16 protein-coding genes are annotated in these 15,529 nt (G+C 57.4%); 9 read left to right on the forward strand and 7 right to left on the reverse strand.

The window, feature by feature from the left end; genetic code table 11:
- Positions 1-8 precede the first annotated feature (8 nt).
- Positions 9-353, forward strand: coding sequence for a hypothetical protein (locus ACFPM8_RS18305; RefSeq protein ID WP_378999649.1), 345 nt, complete (start codon positions 9-11; stop codon positions 351-353).
- 359 nt (positions 354-712) lie between these two features.
- Here ACFPM8_RS18305 and ACFPM8_RS18310 read toward each other — a convergent pair whose 3' ends face one another.
- Positions 713-1,276, reverse strand: coding sequence for a hypothetical protein (locus tag ACFPM8_RS18310; protein WP_378999650.1), 564 nt, complete (start codon positions 1,274-1,276; stop codon positions 713-715).
- A gap of 81 nt (positions 1,277-1,357) precedes the next feature.
- Between ACFPM8_RS18310 and ACFPM8_RS18315 the strand changes: the two genes are divergently transcribed.
- Positions 1,358-2,191, forward strand: a complete 834-nt coding sequence (locus ACFPM8_RS18315; protein ID WP_378999651.1) for a tyrosine-type recombinase/integrase — start codon at positions 1,358-1,360, stop codon at positions 2,189-2,191.
- Positions 2,192-2,409: 218 nt separating this feature from the next.
- On the opposite strand, the gene ACFPM8_RS18320 is transcribed toward ACFPM8_RS18315, so the two are convergent.
- The 3 genes from ACFPM8_RS18320 to pepN all read right to left on the reverse strand — a co-directional run bounded on the left by ACFPM8_RS18320 (position 2,410) and on the right by pepN (position 6,570).
- Complete coding sequence (locus ACFPM8_RS18320) at positions 2,410-2,640, reverse strand: hypothetical protein (protein WP_378999653.1); 231 nt, start codon at positions 2,638-2,640, stop codon at positions 2,410-2,412.
- Between the two features lie 197 nt (positions 2,641-2,837).
- Complete coding sequence (locus tag ACFPM8_RS18325) at positions 2,838-3,839, reverse strand: class 1 fructose-bisphosphatase (protein WP_378999655.1); 1,002 nt, start codon at positions 3,837-3,839, stop codon at positions 2,838-2,840.
- Between the two features lie 19 nt (positions 3,840-3,858).
- Positions 3,859-6,570: an aminopeptidase N gene (gene pepN / locus ACFPM8_RS18330; RefSeq protein ID WP_378999656.1), complete on the reverse strand. Its 2,712-nt coding sequence runs from the start codon at positions 6,568-6,570 to the stop codon at positions 3,859-3,861.
- A gap of 332 nt (positions 6,571-6,902) precedes the next feature.
- Here pepN and ACFPM8_RS18335 point away from each other — a divergent pair, with 332 nt between their 5' ends.
- The gene (locus ACFPM8_RS18335) at positions 6,903-7,538 is read left to right on the forward strand and encodes a DUF4136 domain-containing protein (protein ID WP_378999658.1); all 636 of its coding nucleotides are present in this window, start codon (positions 6,903-6,905) and stop codon (positions 7,536-7,538) included.
- A 109-nt stretch (positions 7,539-7,647) separates the two neighbouring features.
- On the opposite strand, the gene ACFPM8_RS18340 is transcribed toward ACFPM8_RS18335, so the two are convergent.
- The 3 genes from ACFPM8_RS18340 to ACFPM8_RS18350 form a co-directional block, all read right to left on the reverse strand.
- Complete coding sequence (locus ACFPM8_RS18340; protein WP_378999660.1) at positions 7,648-7,827, reverse strand: hypothetical protein; 180 nt, start codon at positions 7,825-7,827, stop codon at positions 7,648-7,650.
- Positions 7,828-7,848: 21 nt separating this feature from the next.
- Positions 7,849-8,823: a quinone oxidoreductase family protein gene (locus ACFPM8_RS18345; protein ID WP_378999661.1), complete on the reverse strand. Its 975-nt coding sequence runs from the start codon at positions 8,821-8,823 to the stop codon at positions 7,849-7,851.
- Between the two features lie 120 nt (positions 8,824-8,943).
- A complete protein-coding gene (locus ACFPM8_RS18350; RefSeq protein WP_378999662.1) occupies positions 8,944-10,470 on the reverse strand; it encodes a helicase HerA-like C-terminal domain-containing protein in 1,527 nt (508 codons plus the stop codon).
- 92 nt (positions 10,471-10,562) lie between these two features.
- On the opposite strand from ACFPM8_RS18350, the gene ACFPM8_RS18355 reads away from it, so the two are divergent.
- The 6 genes from ACFPM8_RS18355 to rlmH all read left to right on the forward strand — a co-directional run bounded on the left by ACFPM8_RS18355 (position 10,563) and on the right by rlmH (position 15,480).
- A complete protein-coding gene (locus tag ACFPM8_RS18355) occupies positions 10,563-11,288 on the forward strand; it encodes a YebC/PmpR family DNA-binding transcriptional regulator (protein ID WP_378999664.1) in 726 nt (241 codons plus the stop codon).
- 13 nt (positions 11,289-11,301) lie between these two features.
- Positions 11,302-12,576, forward strand: coding sequence for a phosphoribosylamine--glycine ligase (gene purD / locus ACFPM8_RS18360; RefSeq protein WP_378999666.1), 1,275 nt, complete (start codon positions 11,302-11,304; stop codon positions 12,574-12,576).
- A 149-nt stretch (positions 12,577-12,725) separates the two neighbouring features.
- Positions 12,726-13,670, forward strand: a complete 945-nt coding sequence (hemF, locus tag ACFPM8_RS18365; protein ID WP_378999668.1) for an oxygen-dependent coproporphyrinogen oxidase — start codon at positions 12,726-12,728, stop codon at positions 13,668-13,670.
- A gap of 4 nt (positions 13,671-13,674) precedes the next feature.
- Positions 13,675-14,352 (forward strand): nicotinate-nucleotide adenylyltransferase, encoded by a 678-nt coding sequence (locus ACFPM8_RS18370; RefSeq protein WP_378999670.1) that lies wholly within the window; start codon positions 13,675-13,677, stop codon positions 14,350-14,352.
- Positions 14,353-14,985, forward strand: a complete 633-nt coding sequence (gene rsfS / locus ACFPM8_RS18375) for a ribosome silencing factor (protein ID WP_378999671.1) — start codon at positions 14,353-14,355, stop codon at positions 14,983-14,985.
- 24 nt (positions 14,986-15,009) lie between these two features.
- Positions 15,010-15,480, forward strand: a complete 471-nt coding sequence (gene rlmH, locus ACFPM8_RS18380; RefSeq protein WP_378999673.1) for a 23S rRNA (pseudouridine(1915)-N(3))-methyltransferase RlmH — start codon at positions 15,010-15,012, stop codon at positions 15,478-15,480.
- The last annotated feature ends 49 nt before the right edge of the window (positions 15,481-15,529 follow it).

Raw genomic sequence — 15,529 nt, forward strand, 5'->3', positions numbered from 1 at the left:
GAGGATGTATGCGCCAGCCCGAAGACACCAAGACTCTCGAATTGCTTTCAGAACCAAAACGCGGTCGCGGCCGTCCCCGCGTCGAAAATCCGATGACACCGGCAGAGCGTCAAAGACGGTCTCGGAGAATGCGCAGGTCCGGTGACGATGGCGAATATTCGCTGTCGTCGATGGTGAGTTCTGATGCTTTTTTCGCGCTTAGTCGATTGGCGGCTCATTTCGGCCTTAATCGGCAACAGATGCTTGAAAATTTGATTCTTGATCGTCAGGCGTTCGTCCTGGATCGATTGAAGGTTGACATGCCTGAGTGGGATGCATTCTTTAATCGTGACAAGTCACAAAAATTACTATGAGATGCGCTACGAAATTCAAGAATCTACTGTCTATGTGCTGCGCCTGTGACATACACGCGAGGACCATTAGCATCGCACTCTCGTCAAATAATAAAAGTAACGCGTCACGAAAATAAGTCAATGAGGGCCGTCACAGCTGAGTAGAGACGGCCCGCAGGGCAAAATATCCGTGCGTGTTAATTGCCCGTTTCTCCAGGTTGCGGCATTCGGAGCGTGGAGGTGATCGCTTCCAGCGTGGCAGACGGATTTTTAGTCGGGCAGTCCACTGGCCAACGAGGAAGACTGCAAGAGCTTCACGTTATCCACCCTCGCCCCTGAAGACCGCTTTTGACTTTGTTTTTGCTCTTAACCCCGAAGCTTTAGCAGCCAAGCCTGAATTGCCGATCTCTGGCGTCTTGCCGGTTTAGCCTTAACGCCTGTTGCGATTGTCCGCTCTGCGCCATTCTTGAGGACTCATCAATATCCTTTACGCGCTGGCTCAGGTAATTGCATTCATATTGGTTGTTCGAGTTTGTAGCGCCCTGCCCTTGGTTTGTCGCTGCCACAGAGCCTTCTCGCTGAATGTCCGCACGTATTCGCGCCCTGGCGTCTGCGATCACAGTCCGGTCAGGACTGACAAATCCGCCGCTACTTTCATGGATGGTTACTACGGTTGCAGCTTGGGTGCATTTTTTATCCGAGTAGGTAATCTTGCCGCCTGAGTGGCATTTAAATATTTGGCCCGGAATATTTGATTCAACGACCTGCGGCGGCGCGAATTCCTGCGCACCTTCGCTGATCATTTTCGGTTTTGATTGCTCTGGCGTCGGCTCAACGCTGACCTTAATTGGCGACATCGACTTTTGCATTACCCATACCAAGCCTCCGACGATTGTTGTAGATAGTCCAATGCAAAAAACTAAATTTATTGTCTTGCGAAGCATGTTTTTCCCTCATTGCCAAATTACAATATTGCCTATTTAAGCACATGTTTGATTGTTGGCCGTGTCCGGGAGTAATAGCTGTTGATTTACACATGGGATGATGCCGCTGATCGGTGGCTGAAGGAAAAGGTTCACAAGCAGTCGATTAAGTCTGACAAGGCGAATATTCGTTGGCTTAACTTGCATTTGTCTGGCGTGCCACTTGTTGATATTGATCGCTCTGTAGTTGCGTCTCTCATCCATAAAAAAATCACCTCCGGCGTTGCTAACGCTACTGTTAATCGCATGCTCGCCCTTCTCCGCGCGGTCCTTAATCTCGCCGTCACGGATTGGGATTGGCTACCGTCTGCACCAAAATTTCGTTTGCTCAAAGAGCCGTCGCGCCGCGTTCGCTACTTGTCCAAGCTACAGGCTGTGCGTTTGTTGCGAGAGCTTCCCGAACATCTTTCCGCGATGGCAGCATTCTCTCTCGCTACCGGTCTTCGTCGTGCCAACGTAACAGGCCTCGAATGGTCGCAAGTTGATCTAAAGCGTCAGGTTGCGTGGATACATGCTGACCAAGCAAAAGGCGGCAAAGCTATCACTGTTCCGCTCAACACTGACGCTATGCGCGTCGTGCTGACGCGAGTCGGCAGACATCAAACGCACGTATTTAGCTACAAGGGGAAGAGGGTAATTCAGGTGAGCACTGCTGCCTGGTATAAGGCGCTGAAGCGTGCGGGGATTTCTGATTTTCGATGGCATGACTTGCGCCACACTTGGGCCAGCTGGCACGTACAGAATGGTACGCCGCTGTTTGCATTGCAGGAATTGGGAGGGTGGGAGAGTGAGGAGATGGTCAGGCGGTATGCGCACTTCTCAGTAGGAAATTTGGCGGCTTTCGCCGCCAACCTTCCAACTTTTTCCGGACCCTAAAAGAGTGATTACGAATCAGTTGCTCTACCGACTGAGCTACATCAGCTTGCGGCCGATTATAGCTTTTTCTTGCAGCAGCTTCTACTGTCAACATTTCCATATCGCCACAACCGCCGTACCGGCGTTTTGAGCAGCGACAGTAAGCAACAGGGAGCCGCCAACAAGCGGCAGTCAAACCGTTTTACCCGTCAGTCAGCAAGCAAAGCGTCATGCATTGATCATTCAGTCAGACTGAAAATCGCGTCGTAGCCATTGGCTGCGCGATCGGTCTCTTCCAGTTCGTTGGTCAAGCCCAGGTCTTCCAATTCTTCAACGGCGTTTTGAAATTGCTTGGCGTTCGAAGCGCCGATGACGCGGTAGATTTCTTGCTTGGCGTTGCGGATGGCGATCAGGATCTCGTCTTGTCTGACGACGTTCAGTTCAACAATCGTCACCAACAAGTTGGTCATAATTTCTTTGTCAAACTCGGGGATGTCTTTATCTCCGATTAGTGCAGTTTTCAATCTATTCCTCTTGTATTAATCGTTAAGCAATTTCGCTTGGGGTGTTTTATTACAGGTGCGTGATTTTACATCGGCAATAAGTTTTCGATGTCGTCCATCACCGACCGCAAGGCCGATCCGGCCTCGCGGTGTAGCCACGCCGCTTATTCCTGGTGATAGCTGGTCACCAGCGCCACTTCATTTTTCGAACCGAGGAAAACCGGCACGCGTTGGTGCAGTTTTTCCGGTTGGATATCCAGGATCGCCTGCTTGCCGTCGGTGGCAGCGCCGCCGGCTTGCTCGACGATGAAGGCCATCGGGTTGGCTTCGTACATCAGGCGCAGCTTGCCTGGCTTGTCCGGTTCGCGGGCGTCGGCCGGGTACATGAAGATGCCGCCGCGGTTGAGGATGCGATGGACGTCGGCGACCATCGATGCGATCCAGCGCATGTTGAAGTCTTTTTGACGCGGCCCGGTGCTGCCGGCCAGCATCTCGTCGATATAACGCGTGACCGGCGGATACCAGTGACGGGCGTTGGATGCATTGATGGCGAATTCCTTGGTTTCGGCCGGGATCTGAACGTCGCGCTGGGTCAGTACCCAGGCGCCCATTTCGCGGTCCAGCGTGAAGCAATGAACACCGTTGCCGGTAGTGAGCACCAGCATGGTCTGCGGACCGTAGACGGCATAACCGGCAGCGACCTGCTTGCGGCCCGCCTGCAGGAAATCTTTTTCAGTCGGCGCGGTCATGCCGTCCGGCGCTTTCAGCACCGAGAAAATAGTGCCGATGGAGACGTTGACGTCGATATTGCTTGAGCCGTCGAGCGGGTCGAACAGCAACATGTATTCGCCCTGCGGATAGCGGTTCGGGATCAGATGGATGGTTTCCATTTCTTCCGATGCCATCGCCGCCAGATGGCCGCCCCATTCGTTCGCTTCGAGCAGGATTTCGTTGGAAATGATGTCGAGTTTCTTTTGCACTTCGCCCTGCACGTTCTCGCTGCCGGCGCTGCCGAGCACTTCGCCCAGCGCGCCTTTGCCGACTGCGTGGCTGATGGTTTTGCAGGCGCGCCCGACGACTTCGATCAGCAGTCGCAATTCTGCCGGGATGCTGTTGTGCAGGCGCTGTTGTTCTATCAGGTGTTGGGTAAGACTGATGCGTTTCATGATGCTCTTTCTTTGAAAATTAATTGGCGAGTGCCTTGCTGATCACTTCCAATACGTCTTTCGACAAATGTGGCTCCGCGGCGACGCGCTGCAATGCGCTGCGCATTTTTTCCTGCAGCGCCGGTGCGTATTTGCGCCAGCGGTCGAGACTGCGTGCCAGGCGCGCGGCGACTTGCGGATTGACGCCGTTCAGCGCGATCACTTGATCCGCCCAGAATGCGTAGCCGCTGCCGTCGGCTGCGTGGAAGTTGGCCGGATTGCCGTTGCAGAAACTGAATATCAGGCTGCGCGCGCGATTCGGGTTTTTCAGCGTGAAAGCCGGATGTTCGAGCAAGGCGCGGATGGCGGCAACGTTGGCAGTATGCGCGCCGGCTTGCAACGCGAACCACTTGTCGATGACCAGCGCTTCGTTCTCGAAATCTTTATAAAACTGTTCCAGCGCCGCGGCCTTGCCGGGTGCGCTGCTGTTGATCAGCGCCGTCAGCGCGGCGACGCGGTCGGTCATGTTGTTGGCGTTGTCATATTGTTGCTGCGCCAGTGTATGCGCGGTGGCGTCGTCGCCCTGGATCAGGTAGGACAGCGCGACATTTTTCAGCGCGCGTTTGCCGGCGGCATGGGCATCCGGGCTGTATGCGCCTGGCGACTGGTTGGCGTGATACGCAGCGGTCAGATCGGCATTGAGCGCTTGCGCCAGTGTGCTGCGCAGGTACTGACGAGCCTGATGGATCGCTTGCGGATCTATCACTTCGGTCTGTTCCGCCAGCAGCGCTTCCGACGGCAGCGTCAGCGCCTGCTCGCGGAACGCGGCATCCAGCGTCGTGTCGTTCAAGATCAAAGCGAATGCCTGGCCCAGCGCTTCGCTATTGGAAGCGGCGTTGTTGAGCGCGCTCTCCAGCGTGACTGCATGACCGGCCTGCGCGGCATCCTGCACCGCCGCGGTCAATGCCAGCAGGCTGCGGGTAGCCAGCCGCTGTCCGGCCTCCCAACGATTGAATGAATCGCTGTCGTGCGCCAGCAAAAAGGCCAGTTCGGCATCCGTGTAGTCGATGTCGAGCACGACCGGCGCCGAAAAATTGCGCAGGATCGACGGCACCGGTTGCTCTGCGATGTCGACAAAGCGGAAGGTTTGTTGCGCCTTGGTCAGCTCCAGCACCCGTGTCGTTTCGCCGCTCGCTTTACCCTTGGCCTCGCCTTGCAAACGCAGTGGCAGATCGCGGCCGCTGCTGTCGAGCAGGCCGACTGCGACCGGAATGTGGAACGGCAGTTTCTTCGACTGGCCCGGTGTCGGCGGGCAGGTTTGCGACAGGGTCAGTTCATAGGTCTGCTTGGCGGCATCGTACTGGGTCTTGACTTGCACCCGCGGCGTGCCGGCCTGGCTGTACCAGCGCTCGAACTGCGTCAGGTCGCGGCCGTTGGCATCCACCATCGCGGCGCGGAAATCGTCGCAGGCGACTGCTTGCCCGTCGTGGCGCTTGAAGTACAGGTCCATGCCCTTGCGGAAGCCGTCGCGGCCGAACAGGGTCTGGTACATGCGCACCACTTCGGCACCTTTTTCATAAATGGTGACGGTGTAGAAATTGTTGATTTCGACGTAGGCATCGGGACGCACCGAGTGCGCCATCGGGCCGGCATCCTCCGGGAATTGCGCTTGCCGCAATACGCGCACGTCGTCGATCCGCTTGACCGCGCGGCCGCTGTCGGTGCCGACCATGTCGGCCGAGAATTCCTGGTCGCGGAATACGGTCAGTCCCTCTTTCAACGACAACTGGAACCAGTCGCGGCAAGTGACGCGATTACCGGTCCAGTTATGGAAGTATTCATGCCCGACCACCGCTTCGATATTGGCGTAATCAATGTCGGTGGCGATGCGCGAATTGGCCAGCACGAATTTGGTATTGAAAATATTCAGGCCCTTGTTCTCCATCGCGCCCATGTTGAAATCGCCGACGGCGACGATCATGAAGCGGTCCAGATCCAGTTCCAGGCCGAAGCGTTCTTCATCCCAGCGGATGCTGTTTTTGAGCGAATCCATCGCATGCTGGGTTTTGTCCAGATTGCCTTGTTCCACCCATACCTGCAGCAGCACTTCACGGCCGGATTGCAGCGTGTATTTCTCTTCCTGGCAAACCAGGTTGCCGGCCACCAGCGCGAACAGGTAGGACGGTTTCTTGAACGGGTCTTCCCATTTGGCGTAATGGCGGCCGTCTTCCAGATCGCCCTCTTCGATCAGGTTGCCGTTCGACAGCAGCACCGGATATTTTTTCTTGTCGGCGCGCAGCATGACCGTGTACTTGGCCATCACATCGGGACGGTCCGGGAAATAGGTGATTTTGCGAAAACCTTCGGCTTCGCATTGAGTGAAGAAATTGCCGTTGGAGACATACAGCCCCATCAGCGAGGTGTTGCTCTCGGGCTTGGTCAGCGTCTCGATTTCCAGCGTTACTTTGGCTGGCGCCGCAGCGATCCGCAGCTTGCCCGACTCCAGCTGGTATTGGCTCGGCTTCAACTGCTTGCCGTTCAAGCGCAACTGCACCAGCTCCAGCTCCTCGCCGAACAATACGATCTCGTTGCTGGCACTGTCAGGATTGTGGCGCATCACGATGCGGGTGGCGATCCGGGTCGCCGCCGGATCGAGATCGAAACCCATTTCAACGGTGTCGACCAGGAAGGCGGGGACGGTGTAATCCTTACGATAAATAGTGGGGGGCGTGGAGGAAGTATCGGTGCGCATAGATTGGGATCGCCTGGATAGTTGAGGGAGATGAGTGCCGTCAATAAATCGAACAAAGTACGATTCTACCAATCAACCGGCAAAGCAACATGCAATTTGGACGGGAATCTCCCTCGCGAAATAGATCATTGAGCCCTTGCGCCGGCAGCTGATGACTTCTGCTCACCAGCCTGAAAATTGTCATGGCGACATCGTTTTATGCAGCGGCAGCGTCGTGATCTCTACGGTGCCGGTTACAGATAGTCACAAAGCCATAAGGCAACACAACGGAGACTTGATTAAAATGACAAGCCTTCCAGCGCCTTATCCCGCATTCGAATAAAAGGAACACCATGAAACGCACTGTCAGTCTTTGCCTCGCTGCGCTCTCGCTCCTGCTGGGAGGCTGCGCCACCGTCATCCGCAGCGACGTCACCGCGTTCAATGAATGGCCGGCGGACTTGCCGGAGAAATCCTTCGTCTTCACGCACACGACAGCGCAGGACAACGATCTGGAGTACCGCAATTATGAAAACCTGGTGTGGGCGGAACTGCAGCGCCTGGGGTTCGTGCAACCGGCCAATGCCGCCGCCGCGCAATTGAAAGTGGCGCTCGATTACGGCATAACGGAACGCGAGGTCCGCGTGGTGGAACCGGTAGTGGCCGACCCGTACTGGTACGGGTCGCCGTTCTATGGACCGGGCTGGCGCCGGCCGGGATTTTATAGCCCGTTCTATGATCCGTTCTGGTATGCCCCTCAAGTGGTCGGGCAGCGCGAATCGACTTATCAGTTATTCGAACGTCGCCTGAACGTCTCGATCGCGCGCGCCGGCAATGCCCAGAAACTTTATGAGGTCGCCGTCACCAGTGAGGGCAAGATGAATTCGCTGCCGGCCGTGATGCCTTATATGGTGCGTAGCGCATTTAAAGATTTCCCCGGAAAAAGCGGCGTCCCGCATCGGGTTGAATTGAAGGTCGATGGCAAGTAGTTTTTCCTGACAAAAACGCAATAATAAAAACGGCCTGTCGCCCCTTGATGTGGGGCGACAGGCCGTTTGCTTTTATGCTTGATCAGTAGGGCACCTCTAAAAACCGTAATCAGCTATAAAACCGCTCACTCGCGAAGGTAATAAAACCGATCAGGATGACCGTCAGCACCAGGACGATCAACAGCTTCCCGAATTTGGGCGTACCGTCGCCGGCAGCCGGCTGCTGCTGAGCATGGTTCGCCGGCATGTCGGCTTGACTGTCTGCCTGGTTCTTCAGCGGATCGTTCATAAATACCTCAAAGAATCAAAATCAGGGAATCAAAATAGTGGAGCCGGTGGTTTTGCGCGACTCCAGATCGATATGCGCCTGCGCCACGTCTTTTAACGCATAACGCTGATTGATTTCAATCGTGATTTTCTTGCTTTCGACCATCTGGAACAGGTCTGCCGCAGCCGCATCCAGATCCGCCCGGCTTGCGATATAACTGGTCAGCGATGGTCGTGTGATGTACAGCGAACCGCGCGATCCCAGCTCGCTCAGGCTGAACGGCGGCACCGGGCCGGACGCATTGCCGAAGCTGACCATGGTGCCGAGCGGCGACAGGCAGTCGAGAGAGCCGGTGAAAGTGTCCTTGCCGATCGAATCGAACACCACCGGCACGCCTTTGCCGCCGGTGATTTCGCGCACGCGTTCGACGAAATTCTCGGTCTTGTAATTGATGACGTGGGCGCAACCGGCGGCAGTCGCCAGCGCCGCTTTTTCGTCCGAGCTGACGGTACCGATCATGGTCACGCCCAGCGCCCTGGCCCACTGGCTGGCGATCAGGCCGACCCCACCGGCAGCTGCGTGGAACAGAATGGTTTCACCGCCGTGCAGCGGGAAGGTGCGACGCAACAGGTATTGCACCGTCAGTCCTTGCAAGGTCATCGCCGCGGCGGTATCGAAGCTGATCGAATCGGGCAGCTTGACCAGGAATGCTGCCGGCATCACGCGCGCCTCGGAGTAGGCCCCGTTCGGACGGGTTGCATACGACACGCGATCGCCGACTTGCACATGATGCACGTCCGGCCCCACCGCTTCGATGACGCCGGCCGCCTCCTGTCCCAAACCGGCCGGCAACGGCTGCGGATACAGGCCGGTGCGAAAATACACGTCGATAAAATTGAGTCCGCAAGCGGCATGCCGAATGCGCACTTCGCCCGGTCCCGGCTCGCCGACTTCGACGTCGACGTATTCCATCACCTCGGGACCGCCGGTCTTGAACATCCTGATTGCTTTTGTCATGGGTTTTCTCGCTTCAAAATAGTGTGCAAAAAAAGCTGGCCTCTACAGCAGAGTTGCAACCTTAGCCGAGAATTTGTTTACGCGCTGACTGCGCGGCCGGGACCGCGAGCGCCATAGCCCTCACTTTTTCAACAACGATCCCAACACGCCTCGAATCAATTCCCGTCCAAGCTGCGAGCCGATCGTCCGCGCCGCGGATTTGACCATCGCCTGCACCACCGTGTCCTTGTGACCGGATCCGCCGCCGCCCAGCAAGCCGCCGAGCGCACTGCCCCAGGAGCCGACCGTGTCGCCTATGGACATACCGCTGCCGGCTTCCGCCCCGGCTGCAGCCCCGGTTGCAGTCTCGTTTTTAGCGGCCGGAGTTGCTGCTGCCCGCCCCTTCAGTTTTTCGTAGGCCGACTCGCGATCGATTGCCGTTTCATAAGCGCCGGCGACGATAGAAGCGGCGATCAATTGCTTGCGCTCGTCATCCGTGATCGGACCGATTTGCGATGCCGGCGGCAGAATGAAGGCGCGTTCGACGATATTCGGCCGCCCTTTTTCATCAAGGAACGACACCAGTGCCTCGCCGACGCCAAGTTCGCCGATGGCTTGCGCGGCATTCAGATCGGGATTGGCGCGGAAGGTATCGGCGGCAGCTTGTACCGCCTTCTGGTCGCGCGGGGTATAAGCGCGCAACGCGTGCTGCACGCGGTTGCCCAGTTGGCCCAGCACCGTGTCGGGAATATCCAGCGGATTTTGCGTGACGAAGTAGACGCCAACGCCCTTGGAGCGAATCAGGCGCACCACTTGTTCGATCTTTTGCAGCAATGGTTTCGGCGCATCGGCAAACAGCAGATGCGCCTCATCGAAGAAAAACACCAGCTTCGGCTTGTCCAGGTCGCCGACTTCCGGCAAATGTTCGAATAACTCCGACAGCATCCATAACAGGAAGACTGAATACAGTTGCGGCGCATTCATCAATTTATCGGCGGCCAGGATATTCACGATGCCCTTGCCATTGCCGTCGGTCTGAAGCAGGTCGTCGATGTTGAGCATCGGTTCGCCGAAGAATTGGTCTCCGCCCTGCTCGCCGATCGCGATCAGGCCACGTTGAATGGCGCCGATGCTGGCCGCGGAAATATTCCCGTATTCGGTCTGAAAGCTGGCGGCGTTATCGCCGACGTGCTGCAGCATCGCCCGCAAATCCTTCAGATCCAGCAGCAGCAAACCGTTGTCGTCAGCAATCTTGAACACCAGTTGCAACACGCCCTGCTGCGTATCGTTGAGATTGAGCATGCGCGCCAACAGCAGCGGCCCCATATCGGAGATCGTCGCCCGCACCGGATGCCCTTGCGCGCCGTACACATCCCAGAAAGTCACCGGAGTCGCCGCCCATTGCGGCTCGTCGACTCCGAGCGCAGCCAGCCGTTCCTTCATCTTGGCCGATGCTGCGCCAGCCTTGGCCAAACCGGACAGGTCTCCTTTGACGTCTGCCATGAAGACCGGCACGCCGATGTCCGACAATGCTTGAGCAATGACTTGCAGCGTGACCGTTTTGCCGGTGCCGGTGGCGCCGGAGATGCAACCGTGGCGGTTGATCAGCGCCGGCAGGAGTGCCAGTTCTTGCGTGGTGTTTTTGGCAATCAGAAGGGGATTTGACATGTTTTATAGTGCTGCGAGGTGAGATTTCAAGAAAGTGCAATATGCTAAAATTGCGGCTTGATTATAGCTAACTCACGCAAGAAAGAACCGTCATGGCTGGACACAGCAAATGGGCCAATATCAAGCATAAGAAGGCCGCTACAGATGCCAAACGCGGCAAAATCTGGACCCGACTGATCAAGGAAATCACGGTCGCCGCACGCATGGGCGGCGACGACGTCGATGCCAATCCGCGCCTGCGGCTGGCGGTCGACAAAGCTTCCGACGCCAATATGCCGAAAGACAACGTTACCCGCGCGATCCAGCGCGGCAGCGGCACGCTGGACGGCGTCAATTACGAAGAAGTCCGTTATGAAGGCTACGGCATCAACGGCGCCGCGATCATTGTCGATTGCATGACCGATAACAGAATCCGCACGGTGGCCGAGGTGCGTCACGCGTTTTCCAAATACGGCGGCAACATGGGCACCGAAGGTTCGGTGGCGTTCATGTTCAAGCATTGCGGCCAGCTGTTCTTCGCTCCCGGCACCAATGAAGACGCATTGATGGAAGCGGCGCTGGAAGCGGGTGCCGAAGATGTGCTGACCGATGACGAAGGCGGGATCGAAGTCATTTCCGGACCGCACGACTTTTCGACAGTGAAAGCGGCGCTGGAAAAAGCCGGCTTCAAGGCGGAAATGGCCGAAATCATCATGAAGCCGGCGACCGAAACCGTGTTCACCGGCGACGATGCGATCAAGATGCAAAAACTGCTGGACGCACTGGAAAACCTGGACGACGTGCAAGAGATCTACACCAACGCAGTAATCGAAGACTAAACGCGGGCATCCTATGAAAATTCTGGTAGTTGGCTCAGGTGGCCGTGAGCATGCATTGGCGTGGAAAATCGCGCAATCGCCCCGCATCCAAACCGTCTTCGTGGCGCCCGGCAACGGCGGCACAGCACTCGATCAGCGGCTGCAAAACATCGACATTACCGACCCGGCCGCACTGGCCGATTTCGCCCAGCAGGAACATGTGGCGCTGACCGTGGTCGGCCCGGAAATCCCGCTGGCGGCAGGCATCGTCAATATCTTCCGCGATCGCGGCCTGAAGATCTTCGGCCCGACGCGGGAAGCCGCCCAGCTGGAAAGCTCGAAAGATTTCGCCAAGTCGTTCATGCAGCGGCATCACATCCCGACCGCTGAATATCAAACCTTCTCCGACGTCAGCGCCGCTCATCAGTACATCGATCAAAAAGGCGCGCCTATCGTCATCAAGGCCGACGGCTTGGCCGCCGGCAAGGGCGTGGTGGTAGCCATGAGCCTTGAAGAAGCGCACGCTGCAGTGGATATGATGTTGTCCGACAATCGCCTGGGCGATGCCGGCGCGCGTGTCGTGATCGAAGAATTCCTGGCCGGCGAAGAAGCCAGTTTCATCGTCATGGTGGATGGCAAGAACATCCTGCCGCTGGCCACCAGCCAGGATCACAAACGCCTGAAAGACGACGATCAGGGGCCGAATACCGGCGGCATGGGTGCTTACTCGCCGGCGCCGATCGTGACCCCGGCGCTGCACGCCCGCGTCATGCGCGAAATCATCACGCCAACCGTGCACGGCATGGCCAAGGATGGCATTCCATTCAGCGGCTTTTTGTATGCCGGCCTGATGATAGACGCCAAGGGCAACCCGAAAACGCTGGAATTCAATTGCCGCATGGGCGATCCGGAAACCCAGCCCATCATGGCCCGCCTGAAAACCGATCTGCTGACGGTGATGGAGCATGCCGTCAACGGCGCGCTCGACACCATCGAACTGGAATGGGACCGCCGCACCGCGCTCGGCGTCGTGATGGCGGCCGCCGGTTATCCGGATGCGCCGCGCAAGGGCGACCTGATTTCCGGCATCCCGCCGGAGACCGCGGACAGCGTGACCTTTCATGCCGGCACCACTTTGAACGGCGAGCAACTGACCACCTCCGGCGGTCGCGTGCTGTGCGTGGTCGGTCTCGGCGACAGCGTCAAAATGGCGCAAAAGCAGGCGTACAACGTGGTCGATGCGATTCACTTCAACGGCGCCCAGTTCCGCCGCGACATTGGCTGGCGGGCACTGAAAAAACCTGCCTGATCGGCCCCTTGTGGACTAACGCGGTCGGCATTCCATAGACAGTTGGCGGGGTCGGGGCATTTCGTCGAGGCATGACGAAAGCACTCCGACTCCGTTTAGCCGGCCATGCTTTTGACCTTGGCAAATCAGCACCACCATTTTTTAGCACGATGACCTCAGACACCACTTCCGCCAGCCCTGCCGACGCCGTCAAATCCTATTTGCTCGATCTGCAAGCGCGCATCATCGCCGCGCTGGGGCAATACGAGAACAAGCCATTCAGCACCGACAGCTGGCAACGCGCAGAAGGCGGCGGCGGCATTTCCAGGATCATCGAGGAAGGCAAGGTACTGGAACGCGGCGGCGTAGGCTTCTCGCATGTGATGGGCAAGAATTTGCCACCCACCGCTGCCGCCAACCGGCCGGAAATCGCCGGTCGCCAATGGGAAGCAATGGGCGTCTCGCTGGTGATGCATCCGCGCAACCCGTATGCGCCGACGGTACACATGAACGTGCGCTTTTTCACCGCCACCGCAGAGGGCCAGGCGCCGGTATGGTGGTTTGGCGGCGGCCTGGATCTGACGCCGTATTACGGCTTTGAAGAAGACGTCGAGCACTTCCATCGGACTTGCCGCGATGCGCTGGCGCCATTCGACTCCGATGCGGATAAAGCCACTGAACGCGCGCTCTACCCGCGTTTCAAACGCTGGTGCGATGACTATTTTTACCTGAAGCATCGCCAGGAACCGCGCGGCGTGGGCGGGATTTTCTTCGACGATTTCAATCAGCTCGGCTTCGAACAAAGCTTCGCCATGATGCAAAGCGTCGGCAACGCATTCATCCCGGCATATACGCCTATCCTGGCGCGCCGCATGGATCTGCCTTACGGTGAAAACGAGCGCGATTTTCAGGCGTACCGCCGCGGCCGCTATGTTGAATTCAATTTAGTGTATGATCGCGGCACTTTGTTCGGCCTGCAATCCGGTGGCCGTACCGAGTCGATCCTGATGTCGATGCCGCCCGTGGTCAAGTGGCGTTACGACTGGCGACCAGCGGCAGGAACCCCGGAAGCCAAACTGTATTCCGATTTTCTGATTCATCGCGAGTGGGTCTGAGCTGATGCCCGACCTGACATCCGAGCACACTCCCCGCCGCTGCATCGCCGTGCTCGGCGGCAGTTTCGATCCGGTACACAATGGCCATGTCGCTCTGGCAAAATATTTTGTGACCTTGCTGGTGCCGGATGAATTGCGGGTAATTCCAACCGGCAATCCGTGGCAAAAGAATGGCCTGGAGGCCGGTCCGGCGGATCGGGTGGAAATGGTCAGGCGCGCATTTGACCGGCAAACCGTACCGGTCATCATCGACCAGCAGGAAATTCAGCGACCGACCGCAACGTACACGATAGACACGCTGCAAGCGCTGCGAGCCGAACTCGGACCGCAGGCTTCCATCATTTTTTTGATGGGCGCCGATCAATTGCAGCACTTGAACACCTGGCAAGGCTGGGACCGGTTATTTTCATATGCCCATCTGGGCGTTGCCTCCCGGCCCGGATTTGCAATGGATGCATCACGGGTACCGGCCGAGGTCACGCGCGAATTTACACGCCGCGCCGCCACCCCGGAACAGATTCGTCAAAGCGCGCACGGCTTGACCTATCTGGCGGAAAACCTGGCTGTAGATATTTCGGCAACGGAAATCCGCGCCGCATTACACAACGCAAAAAAACCCGACGCACTGGTCCCGGCGGCAGTACTGGACTATATTGAACAACACCATCTCTATAAGAATTAAATGGATATCAAAAAACTACAAAGTCTCGTCATCGATGCCCTCGAAGACGTCAAAGCGCAAGACATTCGCGTCTATGACACGGTCCACCTGACCGGCCTGTTCGATCGCATCGCGATTGCCTCCGGTACTTCCAACCGTCAAACCAAAGCGCTGGCCGCCTCGGTGCGCGACAAAGTCAAGGAAAACGGCGGCACCATTCTCAGCGTCGAAGGTGAAGACACCGGTGAATGGGTACTGGTCGACATGGGCGACATGGTGGTGCATATCATGCAACCGGCGATCCGCGCCTACTACCGACTGGAAGAAATCTGGGGCGACAAGGAAGTCAAATTCGGCGCCGCCAAACGGGTTTCCACCAGCACTGCTGCGGCTGAAGCCGAAGCGCCGAAGAAAGTTTCGCGCCATCTGGCCGTCTCGCAAGCATTGAAGGATGAAGACGAAGCGCCGAAAAAAGCCCCTGCCCGCAAGAGAACAGTCAAAACTGACGGCGCCACAAAAGCCGTCGGCAAGACCATCAAGGTAGCGCCGGCGAAAAGCTCGGTACCGCCTAAAAAGACCGCAGCTCCAAAGAAGGCTCCTGTCAAAAAAGCGCCTGCCAAGCGCGCTCCCGCCAAAACCAAAGCAGCTGAATAAGCTGCGACGGAAACAGCTTCAGCAATGCAGCTCATCATCGCTGCGGTCGGCCATAAAATGCCGGCCTGGATCGAAAGCGGATTCGGCGAGTATGCGAAACGCATGCCGCCGGATTGCCGCATCGTCCTGAAAGAAATCAAACCGGTCGAACGCTCCGGCAGCAAAACCGCCGAAACCGCGATGGCGCTGGAACGCAGCCGAATTGAAGCGGTGCTGCCGAAAGGCGTGCGTATCATCGCCCTCGATGAGCGCGGCAAAGATCTCACCAGCGTGCAACTTTCACAACAACTCGCGCTGTGGCAACGAGATGGTCGCGACGTCGCCTTCATCATCGGCGGCGCCGACGGCCTGGATCCCGCATTCAAGGCAAACGCCGACAGCTTGCTGCGGATTTCAAGCTTGACATTGCCGCATGGGATGGTGCGCGTATTACTTGCGGAACAGCTCTACCGGGCGTGGTCGATTACCCAGAATCATCCTTACCATCGCGTGTAAATTGAAGCTTGGAGCGGCGTGAATCGGCGCCCGGCGCTGAGCTAAGTCT

The organism is Paraherbaspirillum soli, assembly GCF_042654985.1.
In the GTDB taxonomy this organism is placed as follows: domain Bacteria; phylum Pseudomonadota; class Gammaproteobacteria; order Burkholderiales; family Burkholderiaceae_D; genus Paraherbaspirillum; species Paraherbaspirillum soli.